This is a genomic window from Roseibium sp., from assembly GCF_965233565.1.
Classification (GTDB): domain Bacteria; phylum Pseudomonadota; class Alphaproteobacteria; order Rhizobiales; family Stappiaceae; genus Roseibium.
The window spans coordinates 828,153-839,779 of record NZ_OZ247494.1; the positions used below are offsets into that span (position 1 = coordinate 828,153).

The following is an 11,627-nucleotide window of genomic DNA, read 5'->3' on the forward strand; positions in this document are numbered from 1 at the left end:
CGTGTCGTGTCACCTGCCGAGGAATTCGGCGGTCGAACTTAGAACCCGTTTTGCCCCTCCGGTGGGGAACAAGAGAAGCGTCGGGTGCCCCGTCAAAAAGGCTGGGCCCCTTCACGGGCATGTCCTGCGGGCCGCAGGGTCAAACCTGACAGGCTGCCTGGTTTCAGGCTGCCAGGTTTTCCGGTTCCTGCCGTCCCATGCCAAGCATGTGGCAGATGGCATAAGTCAGATCGGCGCGGTTCATGGTGTAGAAGTGGAAGTCGTTGATGCCCTTGTCGACGAGATCCATGACCTGTTCGCAGGCCACCGAGACACCGACCAGCTTGCGGGTTTCCGGATCGTCCTTCAGGCCGGCAAAGCGACGGGCAAGCCATTGCGGGATCGAAGTGCCGCACTTGGCGGAGAACACCATGGTCTGCTCGAAATTGTGGATCGGCAGGATGCCCGGGATCACAGGAATGTTGATGCCGGCGGCCGCGATCCGGTCGAGATAGGCATCAAAAAGATCATTGTCGAAGAAATACTGCGTGATGATCCGGTCGGCCCCGGCATCCACCTTGCGCTTCAGATTGTCGATTTCTTTTTGCCAGGAGCCGCTTTCCGGGTGCTTTTCCGGATATCCGGAGACGGAAATGTCGAAATTGGCGATCTTCTTGATGCCTGCGACGAGATCGGTCGCGTAGGCATAGCCGCTTTCATGAGGCACGTAGCGCGAGCCGATTCCTTCCAGCGGATCTCCGCGCAGGGCCACCAGATGGCGAACGCCCAGATCCCAGTATTCCCGAACGATCTCGTTGACTTCGTCCTGAGATGCCCCGACGCAGGTCAGGTGAGCCGCAGGCGCAAGATCCGTTTCCTTCAGGATCCGTTCGACAGTCTTGTGCGTGCGCTCACGCGTCGACCCGCCGGCGCCATAGGTCACGGAGACAAAGGACGGCGCAAGCGGGGCCAGCCGCTGAACCGTGTTCCACAGCGTCTCGGCCATCTTGTCGCTCTTGGGCGGAAAGAACTCGAACGACGCGGTGATCGGCGACGGAGCCGCCTGATGCGAGCGGCGGTTGGACGTGTCAGTCATTTCAGGCGACCTCTCGGGACGTATCTCTTGCTGGCAGGTCGGTGACGATGCGTCGATCACGGGCAAGCCAGAGGGTAACGGTCAGGTTGGTTTCGTTGTCTTCTCCAGGAACCAGGTCGGTCACCTGTTCCAGATCCAGTTCAAGCGCATCCAGCCAACGCTCCATCTGGTCATGGGCAAATCCAAGACGGCGATGGGCATGGTTGTCGCGCAGGAATTCAAGCTCGTGCGGGGCAAAATCGATGATCAGCAAGCGGCCTCCGGGGCGCAGCGCCCGGGCAGCTTCACTGAGCGCTCGTGCCGGTTCATCCAGAAAGTGCAGCACCTGGTGGATGGTCACCACATCAAAGGAGCGCGGCGGCACGTTGAGCGCATAGGCGTCGCCATGGCGCACCTGGGCATTGGAAAGGCCTGCCTTGGCAAGATTGGCCCGGGCAACAGCCAGCATGTCGTGGGAGGCATCGATGCCGAGGGCTGTCGTGTACTGGTCCGCGAACACCTCGAGAAGACGGCCCGTTCCGGTCCCCAGATCGAGAAATGACTGGAACGGTGTGTCGCCAAGCGCCGCCCGCATGGCGGCCTCAACATCCTCTTCTGAGACATGCAGCGACCGCTCGCGATCCCACGTGAGCGCGCGCGCGGCAAAATAGGCAGCCGCCTCTTCCGCCTTGGCCTTGCGAATGCCTTGAAAGCGCTCCTGGTCGGCAGCCAGGACAGCGTCATCGGTCGAGATGCGGGCGACAAGGTCACGCGCCAGCTGCCCGGCAGGGCCGTCGGCCAGCCGGTAATAGACCCAGGATCCTTCCGGATAGCGCTTGATCAGATCGGCCTCGGCAAGAAGCTTCAGATGGCGCGAAATACGGGGCTGGCTCTGACCGAGAATGGCGGTCGCATCCTTTACCGTGAGCTCACTCTCCGCCAACAGGGCGATCAGGCGAAGACGTGTCGTCTCGCCCACGGCCCGAAGGGCTGTCAGAGTGTCTTCCACGGAAAGGGTATGCTCATCAGTCATCAGCTTCGCCATCAATGTCGATATAAAGATATCTTTATATCAAACGCTCAGTTGATGCAAGCGATCAAAACATTTGCGACATGGATTGGTTTATATGCGCCTAATATGACCAAATTCACCGGGTAAAAAGCCGTGTTCCGCCTCATGCAGCGGCCAGTTTCCCGACACTGCGTACGCACGTCGAAAGGACCAGCCACAGATTACCATTGCAAATTGGATCGGCGGTCTGTTGTCTGGGGAGGCTCGAGATGCAGAACGGCGTTGTCATCGGCACCGACAGCTCATTGTTCAATTTCGCTGACCCAGATGTGCCCCGATCATGCAAAGTCCCGCCGCCGGCCCACGCCTCTCCACCTTGATCCTGCTGTCGGCCCTTTGCATCCTTCCCATCAACATCTTCCTGCCATCGCTGACCAACATGGCTGCAGAGTTCGACGTGGATTACGCCATTGTCGGCCTGTCCCTGGCGGCCTATGCCGCCGTCTCGGCCATCCTGCAACTGGTGCTTGGGCCGCTCTCCGACCGATTCGGCCGCCGGCCGGTCATCCTGGGCGGACTTGTGATTTTCCTGGTTGCAACACTCGGCTGCATTCTGGCCCGGGACATCTGGTGGTTCTTGACCTTCAGGCTGATCCAGGCCGTCATCGCCCCGACCTATGCCGTGGCACTCGCCGTCGTGCGCGACACGACCAGCAAGCAGGATGCCGCCAGCAAGATCGGCTACATCGCGATGGCCTGGGCTGTTGCCCCCATGCTCGGCCCCGGTTTCGGCGGCCTGCTGGACGAAACCTTCGGCTGGCGGGCCAGTTTCTGGTTCCTGGCAGTCTTTGGTGTCTCGGTGCTGGTATTGTGCTGGTTTGACCTCAAAGAAACCAACCGGTCGCCTTCCGACACGATCCTCGAACAGTTCCGGACATACCCTGAGCTCATAAAATCACGCCGCTTCTGGGCGTACACGGTCTGCATGGGCTTTTCGATCGGTGCCTTTTTCGCCTTCCTGGCCGGCGCGCCGCTCGCGGCCAACGCGGCCTTCGACCTGTCACCGGGCGTGCTTGGTCTTTTCATGGGTTCCATCACGGGCGGCTTCATGATCGGCAGTTTTCTGTCCGGACGGTTTGCCGGCCGCGTTCGGCTGACCACAATGATGCTCACAGGCCGGATCATTGCCTGTACAGGCCTCCTGCTTGGTCTTGGCCTCTACGCGACCGGGGTAGACCATGTTCTGGCCCTCTTCGGTCCCTGCATGCTTGTCGGGCTCTCCAACGGCTTGACATTGCCCAGCGCCAATGCGGGCGTTTTGTCTGTCAGGCCCAAGCTCGCCGGAAGCGCGGCCGGCCTGGCAGGGGCTTTCACGGTCATGTCAGGCGCAATCATGTCCTGGATCGCCGGGATGACCTTGTCTGATGAAAATGTCCGCTATGGCCTGCTGGTGATCATGCTTGGATCGGCAACGATCGCGCTCGTTGCCGCCGTCGCGGCCCGTCGCTACGAACACTTTTACGGCAGCGAGGGCACGTAGGTCGCGCCCGACGGGAGCGGTTCGAAGGCCCATGACCTGCTGTCACGGGAGGTGAACACCGGGCGCCCCTTTGACCGACCTATGCTCGCGGACGCTTGTCTCAGCTTGCCGGAGCCCGTTCGCCGGTCTCCAGCATGTGAGCAAATGCTCCGTCGCGGGCGCAGCGCGGCAAATCCTTGAGCGGAACAAGTTCGGTGCCGATCAGCTCCCGCTCGTAGAGCTCCTCGATGTTGCTGGTATCGACCGTCTGCCCGTGCACCACGGAGGCAAGCTTGGTTCTGAAAGCTTCAAGTCCCCCCATCGACGAGAAGTGCCACCCAGCATCGGGAACAATCGTGACCGGACGGCTGATGCCGGAGAGGTTGTTGTTGCGGATCCTGAGGAAAGGCTGGGTCAGAAATCCGGGAACATAACTCTTCTTGGTCAGCCGCGCCTTTGTGCGCCGAAGCTGCTGCGGCGTCGTCAGGTATTTCTTTTCGATCATGCGCGAGCCGAGCAGCCAGGTCTTGCCGGGAACGATCCGGTTGAGATGATGCTTGTGCAGGCTCTGCTCGAAGACCAGAAGGCGGTTCCTGTAAAGCCTATCGTTCAACACCTTCGCAAGGACAGGCTTGCGGATAACTTCATCCACATCCGACAACAGGATCAGGTCGTCCGGCGCACAGTCTTCGAGCGCTTGGCCGATGCAGTTGCGCTGATAGTTCTCGCGCTCCCAGTCTTTTTTGCGCCGGTTCTTGTAAACCCCGAGCGCCGGGGGCAATTCCGCCGGAAACTCGATTTGCAGGTCGATGATCTTGTCGGCCCAGGGCGCAAAACGTTCCCGGTTTTCGGCGAAATAGTAAGGTTTGGCGCCGCCGCGCTGCGTCTGGTTGGCTTCCACGAGGACAAAATGGTCGACATGGTCCTCCATTTCCCGCAGACGGATTTCCAGGAGATCAAACTCGTTGTGAAAGACAAAACAGTCGTAAAGCTTCATGTCCGGCCTACAGGCTCTTCCATAGTCTGAATTGCGCCCTGAGCGCCTTTTCCTGGAGATAGCGCTTGATCTTGAACGAGGCCGGCAATGTGAGACCGTCCGCAGACCATTTCCCGGACAAGAACACCTCGTCAAATTTCTGCATGACGGGACCCGGCAGATAGGCCGCCACGGAATCACGTGCAAGATCGGAATCCTGCAGGGACGGCGTATAGTGTGACAGCAGGCGCACGAGGTCCCGCTGCGTCCGGTAGATCCACTCCGATTTGGGTGTCATGACGACATGGTTCTGATCCATCCCGCCGGCCCAGCTGTAAACCGGTTTGCCGAACATCAGGAATTCCGCGATGGCCAGTCCGAAACTCTCGCCGATTTTCTTGGCGTTGAGCCCGGCATCGCAGGTTGCAATGAAACGCGACTTTTCCAAGGGGTCGATGATCGGCGGCAGAAACAGCGCGCGTTCGTGATCGATAAACTTGTGCGTGTTGACGAACAGAAACCAGAGATTCGCCCGTTTGCCCAATGCCTCTTCAACAGCTGCCTGCGCAAACGGAATGTTGAACTGGTCAGCGCCGCCATAGCGTCCCACCACATGAGCGTCCGCCGGAATGCCAAACTCGGCGCGCAGCGTGCCGGTCGGTAACGGCAGATCGACAATATGCGGTACGGCCGGGGCAAGTCCGCCGGTCATCCAGTCGGCCAGCCAGTCCGACACATAGGCATAGACATCGCCATGCGGCTCGAAATGGCGGAACACGGAATGAACGCCTGATCTGTTCGCGGCAACGTCCAGCGGACCAAGGCGCCCCTCGCGAATGTAGTAGCAGAAGTCGAGTTGCAGCGGCTCGCTGACCCGGCGAGCGTCAACTCCCGGTTCGACCGGCACCATGGTCAGGGACTGTCCGAATTTCTCCACCACGGATGGTGTGCTCTTGGCTGCCTTGTAAAAGACGAAGGCCTCGTGACCGAGCTTGTCCTGGACCCCAAGCGCATAGTCGTGAAGCGCGACACTCATGCCACGCTCGTTCAAAGTGCCTGCCTGAAATCCAATCCGCATTCCGGTTCCGTTGTCTCGCACCAATGCGCGTCAGCTCATAACCTTGCGCCGCCGCGGATTGGCATTCCCGCCGGGAGCGATAAAGGATTTCGCGGCAGAGGTCCACGCCTTCATGTGATAACACGCCATTGCACCGGTCTTATCCTGCCGTTTGCACGATCACCGGACGACAAAAGGCAAAGCAGCCGTCGCCTCATCTTTGCCGATCTGGTCACTGATTTTCACAAGAAAAGTGTAGTTCCCCGCGCGCGCGTCGGTCAGGTCCAGCTTCAGGTTGGCATAGGAACCCGGATCGGTTCCCCGGCTCTTGATCTTCATTTCGCCGAACCGGTCATTGTTCATGATCGGCGTGCCATCGGACAACTGAACCTGCGCGCTGATCACATAGTCCACAGAGTATTGGCCATCTGCGAAAACCAGGTCCAGTCCCTGGGGTTCCACGAAGAGCCGCAATGTTTCCCCGCTCGAAAAAACATGGCTGCCGCGTTCTTCAGGTCGGCCAAGTGGACCGACCGTGTCGGTGACATAGGCCAATCTGGCGATGGCCACGGGCAGGTTCTGTCGCGCCTCCAGAAACGCAGATCGCATGAGCGTCACCGCAGCCAGAGTGTCTCCGCGGTCAATTGCCTCTTCCACCGCAACAGCCTTGTCGACAATCGTACCGGCCTGAGCCGGTCCGACACACATGGCGCTTAACAGCAGCCCTCCAAAGAATTTCAAAACCATTGCCAGCTCCAAAACATGATCAGGTCAGCAAAACCTGACGGAACTGGCAGAAAAGGCTGTGGCCTCCATCACAAACACCGGTGACTGCCGACACTTCCTGACGGGCCAATGCAACGTGCTGCATTTCGGCGTTCTGAAAGAGCAAGTCCTGACCCTTGCCTGGGCCAGAGAGTTGCTTCAGTCGAAAGACAAGTAAATACGGCCTACTTGATCGAGAAAGGCAGTTCGACTTTCGCCGAACCACCGCCATGTTCGTCATTGACCGTCAAGACAAGCACATAGTCACCGGCGGGTGCACCGCTGACATTCAGTGTCAGGTTCGCCATGTACTCGGTGTTCGGCACGTGGCTCTTGAAATCGAACCGGCCAAAGCCCTTCTGACCGGCGAGCACCTTGCCGTCCGGGGACGTCAGATCGAAATCGACCGTCAGAAGGGAGTTGTAAAGCCCGTCCTGCTGCTTCCAGTCAAAGCCGACCGGCTCAAGATAGATCAACAGTGGTTCACCTTCAGCAAAACTGTTGTCGTCCCGCGCGGTGTAGATGCCATAGCCGTCTGCTGGGGCCACGACGTAAGTCGACGTCGGAATGGCGAGCGGCGCCTCCTTCCAGACGTCAGACAGAGCTTCCCGCATCAGCTGGATGGCTTCAACGCCCTTGCCTGCAGCCAGCGCCGTTTCCGCGTCCCCTGCCTTGTCCTGCAAGGGACCCGCCCAAGCTGTTCCGGCAAGTCCGAGACCGAAAACCATTCCGGCAAAACCACTTCTGAGCATGCTTCCCCCCAATGCCTGGACCTGGTGAGAGGGAAGCATATCATCGTGACAGAGCCTTCGCACAAAGCAATCGTGCGGCTTCGTGCAATCAGGCCGTTTTGCCGGTGGCGTACCGGTCAGATCTGGTCCGTTCCGCCACCGTTGTCTCCTTCAAGGTCATCGAAGCTGCTATGGGCTGCACCGCCGGCGAGCGCTGCCTGGGCTGCGGCCTGAGCGGCTGCTGCCCGTTGAGCGTCCGTAGGCGCCTCACCGTCCTCCCCTGCGACCCGCACGGTCACCTGGCGATGCGCAAACTTGATGCCGTTCTGTTCAAACAGATCCCGAAGGCCGGCATAGACGATCTTCCTGAGCTCGAACTGCTTGCCCGGCTTGGTGGTGAATTTCACCCGTGCGATCATGGCGCTGTCTTCCATCGACATGATGCCCTGGGACTTGAGCGGAGCCAGGAACATCGGCCCGTAATACTCGTCGTCCAGAAGCTCCTTGCCGAAATTCTTGATCAGCTTGCGCATCTTTTCCACGTCCGTGTCGTACGTGACCCGGAAGGCGAGTTTCATAACGGCCCAGTCGCGTGAGAAATTTTCCACCTGCTGGATTTCCCCGAACGGGATCGTCGTCAGCGCGCCGCGATGGTGGCGCAGCTGCATGGACCGGATCGAGATTTTCTCGACCATGCCCTTTGCGCTGCCGATGTCGATATATTCGCCTTTCCGGAAGGCATCGTCGATCAGATAGAAGGCGCCAGAGAAAATATCCCGGATGAGCGTCTGGGCACCGAAGCCGATGGCCAGACCGACAACACCCGCACCGGCAAAGAGCGGCGCAATATTCACCCCGAGTTCCGCCAGCACCACCATGGCCGCAATCACCACGATGGTGATCAGCAGGAAATTCCGGAAGATCGGCAACAGCGTTGCAATCCGGCTTTCGCCCGCGCCGCCAACCTCGGCCTCTTCGTCCTTTTCGGCAGGCGCTTCCTTGGCAATCTGGCGATCAATGACGATCTTGACCGCCTCGTAGGCCATGTAGCCCAGGAACACGACCAGCAGCACCTCGATGAAGGAGCCGATCAGGGAACCGCTGCCGGCAAGCGGCACGCCCCATTGGTGAGCCAGTATGTCAATGGCACCGAAAACGACAATGATCGCGGCCCCCCGGTCGAACAGGTCCCGGAAGGGGGATCGCATCGCTTCTCGTTCGGCGGCTTCCGCCCGCGCCTGAGCCTGAGCGCTTTCCGGATCTTCGTCTCCCGCTCCTTCGTTCTCTTCGGCGCGCTGAATGTCTTCCGCGATCTTCGCCTGCGCGTCGGCCGTATCGAGACGTGGCAGCAACACGCGGTCGATGATCAGGATCAGCAGACCGTAGACGATCGCAGCCAACAGGATCACCTGGAGCGGCGCGCCGACGAGGCCGGTGGCATCCGGCAGATCAAGCAGGATGCGCACCGCGGAAATGCCCCAGGCGATCACGAAATAGAAAATCGCGATGTAGTGCCAGGACCCGGCGATGAAGCGCCGCCAGACGGGCACGTCCCCCTCGCCCCGGATCAACCGGGCGATCGCCTTGCGATACGCAAGAGCGATGCCGCTCAGAATGATCATGGACAGGGCCGACGCGCCGATGAGAGCAACCTTGTGCGCGTCCTCATTCAATCCGAGTCGTTCCATCCAGAGACAGAAAGCGACCGCAAACAGCGAGACACCTGCGCCAACCAGAAGGCTCTTGTAAAGGCCGTTCGCCTCGGCGTTGGTAAAGGAAATCAACCGGTGGCTTTCCGCATCAGGCACCAGAAGATTGAGCCAGATGATCCTCAGTGCCATGAAGACTGCGACCACTCCGAACACGACCATGGCGGTTTCGTTGGCCGCTTCCAGTCCGGATCCGATCAGGAGGAAGACTACGACTGAAACGGCGAAGAACAGAATGACGCCGACGATCATCAAAAGGGCGCGCAGATAGAGATAGATGATCTTGTCGGACCGCGAATAGACATCCTCCTTGTACATGGAGGCAAACTGGCGCCGTCCCCAGCGCGCAAGCAGAATGGACGCTGCAATGCCGAAAGCGGCTGCAATGACGATGTCGATCAGTGCGGCGGGAATCCAGCTCAGCCCCTGCCCCTCACCTTCGTCCTGCAGCGTTTCCAGCATCGTGTCGTGGATGGTCGGAATTTCCTTCAGGATGGATTTGAAGACGTCCCTAGCCGCAACCGCCTCATCGGCAAATTCGTCGACGGAACCCAGAATTCCACCGCCTTCTTCGTCGCCCTCTTCATGAGAGGCTTCGTCATCATCCGTTTCGGTGGCCACCTTGCCGTTTTCAGGTTTGTCCTCCGTTTCGCCTGACGCGGCCATGCCGGAGATCACACCGGTCAGGCCCTGTGCTTGAACAGGCAGGGATGCGGCGCTGAAAACAAGCAGGATAGTGAACAGGACACTCAGAAACCGGACCCCGTGCCAGACGCGGGCAGGTTTCAGATCGAGTGAATGATTGGGCGTATAAGGCAGACGCATGAGAGCTCCGTGTCGAGTCGCATGAAAAACTGCGTCCTTCTTTGCACGGATCTGTTTGATTTGAAAGAAACTGGGCCAAAAGGGACCGGATCAAAAAACAAACCCGGCTCTGACGAGCCGGGCTTCAGGTCTCAGCAGGATGCGCCTCGCTGGTAAATTCAGTGCAGAACGTTGTTGCTCCAATGCGCCATCTTGCGCTTGGCTTCTGCGATGGTCATGCGTTCGAAGGTTGCCATGGCGTCGCTGCGCACTTCCGGCGTCAAACGGTGGCGCCAGGGGCCGATGCCGAGCAGCGAGCCGACCGTGATGGAGGAAAAGCCCGAGGCCTTGGCCAGGATAACGAAGGGCTCCGGATCCGGCCGGACCATCCAGTGGCTGACTTCCTCGACCCCGCAGCGCACCAGCCAGGCAAATGTCGCCACCGCTTCGGCAAACCGGTCCTCGGAGGCAAACCGGCGCAGCGCCGCTTCATTGACCATGCCGCGCTTGGCCAGGAGCAGGATCCGGCTGCGCGCGGTTTCAAAGTCGTACCGGCCCAGCCAGTACTGGTTCGACATGCGCTGTGCGGCGACGTCTGCGGCTTCGTCGACCCGTGCCGCCTCCTGTCCGCGACCCTGCGCATGCAGCTTGCGCCGCACTTCTTCGCTCGCCACGGAGATCAGGCTGGCAATATGGGCTTCTGCCAGGTCGGCGCGTTCGCTCAGCGAAAGCTGCAAAGTGGCATCGGACGCCGCATCACTGATCAGGGAGATGATCGACAGGTTCGACAGGCTGGCACCGTCATTGCTGGCAACCTTGCGCTTCACCTTCAGGTCGCCCTGGCGCACCAGAACATCCGTCAGCTGTTCGGAAAGCACCTCGCGCTGCGCAATTGCAAACCGATGGGAGTTGCCCCGCTTTTCCGCGATCTTGATCAGGTCGGTGTCTCGCAGAACGGTTGACCGCAGCAGGATCGGTTCGGCAACCTCAATGTCGTCATCTGCCAGGCGGCGGATGGTTTCTTCCGGTCCGCGGCGCAGACTGGCCATCTGTTCGGCAACGTAGCGACGCACCTCGGATTCGACCATGTCAACAAGACGCAGCAGCACGCTGTCATAGATATCAACCTGTTCATCCGAACAACGGTCGGAGGTCAGGGCGAACAGCGTTGCGACATGCCGGGCCAATTCGGCCCGACGGGCGCTGCCAGCTTCACCGGTCAGCTCCGAGAAGTTCACCAGTTCTGTTTTCAACGCTTCAGTCATTCTTCGATACCAGTTGTCAAAAGGGTGCCGGTCCGGCGTTGGTACCGAAAATGAAGGTGAGATTTAAAGAAGGTCGAAACGCGCTTTTCGAGAATGTAATCGTCTTTTTGTAAAACTTTCTGAGAATTCTACACATATGCCATGTATTCAGTATAGGTAGTTGATTTTTATATATTATTCCTTTTTTCCAGCAAGGAAACGATGGGTAAATAGCCAGCTGAAATTGTAAAAAAATAATTGCGAAAAAAGCTTCCGGGCAGCGCTGGTGCGCGACTTGGGTGGTTGGCATTTACCCACCTGTTAAAGAACCAAATGCCGGTTTCTATCGCGGAAAACCGCGACGGATCGCCATGCGTAACTGAATTAAAAAATAATTTTCTTTCCTTATTGATGAGTTGATTTGCCTCCCCATATAAAGAAAGGAAATTCTTTTTTAATGGAGAGAGCCATGCCCCGCCCGCACCCCGCACACCTTCATCTGGTCCCGCCCTCCAGCGATTCCCGCGGTCTCGAAAACTGGGCGACGGCTTTGAAACAGCTGTTCCGGAAAAAACCGGCCTATGGTGCAATTCCGCATGACCTGCTCGCCGACGTTCTGGCAGACAACGGATTGCGCGCACGGGAAGAGGAACGGCAACGGCCGCAAATCAGCGGTCTCTGGAGCTGAAGTCGCCGAAAGGCATTCAAAAACAAACAACCCGGCGCCCTGTGGCACCGGGTCTGAGTTCATCATGT

At 59.0% G+C, this 11,627-nt stretch carries 11 protein-coding genes; 3 read left to right on the top strand and 8 right to left on the bottom strand.

What is annotated here, in order from left to right; translation table 11 throughout:
• Positions 1 to 163: 163 nt before the first annotated feature.
• Positions 164 to 1,075, bottom strand: coding sequence for a methylenetetrahydrofolate reductase [NAD(P)H] (gene metF, locus ACO6TG_RS03990; RefSeq protein ID WP_422376973.1), 912 nt, complete (start codon positions 1,073 to 1,075; stop codon positions 164 to 166).
• A 1-nt stretch (position 1,076) separates the two neighbouring features.
• Positions 1,077 to 2,087 carry an ArsR/SmtB family transcription factor gene (locus ACO6TG_RS03995; protein WP_422376974.1) on the bottom strand — a complete coding sequence of 337 codons (1,011 nt, stop codon included), beginning with the start codon at positions 2,085 to 2,087 and terminating at the stop codon, positions 1,077 to 1,079.
• A gap of 319 nt (positions 2,088 to 2,406) precedes the next feature.
• Here ACO6TG_RS03995 and ACO6TG_RS04000 point away from each other — a divergent pair, with 319 nt between their 5' ends.
• Entirely contained in the window at positions 2,407 to 3,606 is a 1,200-nt protein-coding gene (locus tag ACO6TG_RS04000) for a multidrug effflux MFS transporter (protein WP_422376975.1), read from the top strand.
• 100 nt (positions 3,607 to 3,706) lie between these two features.
• On the opposite strand, the gene ACO6TG_RS04005 is transcribed toward ACO6TG_RS04000, so the two are convergent.
• The 3 genes from ACO6TG_RS04005 to ACO6TG_RS04015 form a co-directional block, all read right to left on the bottom strand.
• Positions 3,707 to 4,582, bottom strand: coding sequence for a hypothetical protein (locus ACO6TG_RS04005; RefSeq protein WP_422376976.1), 876 nt, complete (start codon positions 4,580 to 4,582; stop codon positions 3,707 to 3,709).
• 7 nt (positions 4,583 to 4,589) lie between these two features.
• Positions 4,590 to 5,639, bottom strand: coding sequence for a hypothetical protein (locus tag ACO6TG_RS04010; RefSeq protein ID WP_422376977.1), 1,050 nt, complete (start codon positions 5,637 to 5,639; stop codon positions 4,590 to 4,592).
• Positions 5,640 to 5,798: 159 nt separating this feature from the next.
• The gene (locus ACO6TG_RS04015) at positions 5,799 to 6,365 is read right to left on the bottom strand and encodes a hypothetical protein (protein ID WP_422376978.1); all 567 of its coding nucleotides are present in this window, start codon (positions 6,363 to 6,365) and stop codon (positions 5,799 to 5,801) included.
• Positions 6,366 to 6,423: 58 nt separating this feature from the next.
• Here ACO6TG_RS04015 and ACO6TG_RS04020 point away from each other — a divergent pair, with 58 nt between their 5' ends.
• Entirely contained in the window at positions 6,424 to 6,561 is a 138-nt protein-coding gene (locus ACO6TG_RS04020; RefSeq protein ID WP_422376979.1) for a hypothetical protein, read from the top strand.
• 7 nt (positions 6,562 to 6,568) lie between these two features.
• Here ACO6TG_RS04020 and ACO6TG_RS04025 read toward each other — a convergent pair whose 3' ends face one another.
• The 3 genes from ACO6TG_RS04025 to ACO6TG_RS04035 form a co-directional block, all read right to left on the bottom strand.
• Positions 6,569 to 7,135 carry a hypothetical protein gene (locus tag ACO6TG_RS04025; RefSeq protein WP_422376980.1) on the bottom strand — a complete coding sequence of 189 codons (567 nt, stop codon included), beginning with the start codon at positions 7,133 to 7,135 and terminating at the stop codon, positions 6,569 to 6,571.
• Positions 7,136 to 7,251: 116 nt separating this feature from the next.
• Positions 7,252 to 9,648, bottom strand: a complete 2,397-nt coding sequence (locus ACO6TG_RS04030; protein WP_422376981.1) for a mechanosensitive ion channel family protein — start codon at positions 9,646 to 9,648, stop codon at positions 7,252 to 7,254.
• 158 nt (positions 9,649 to 9,806) lie between these two features.
• Positions 9,807 to 10,892, bottom strand: coding sequence for a DUF2336 domain-containing protein (locus ACO6TG_RS04035; protein ID WP_422376982.1), 1,086 nt, complete (start codon positions 10,890 to 10,892; stop codon positions 9,807 to 9,809).
• A gap of 448 nt (positions 10,893 to 11,340) precedes the next feature.
• Here ACO6TG_RS04035 and ACO6TG_RS04040 point away from each other — a divergent pair, with 448 nt between their 5' ends.
• Positions 11,341 to 11,559 (top strand): hypothetical protein, encoded by a 219-nt coding sequence (locus tag ACO6TG_RS04040; RefSeq protein WP_422376983.1) that lies wholly within the window; start codon positions 11,341 to 11,343, stop codon positions 11,557 to 11,559.
• Positions 11,560 to 11,627 lie beyond the last annotated feature (68 nt).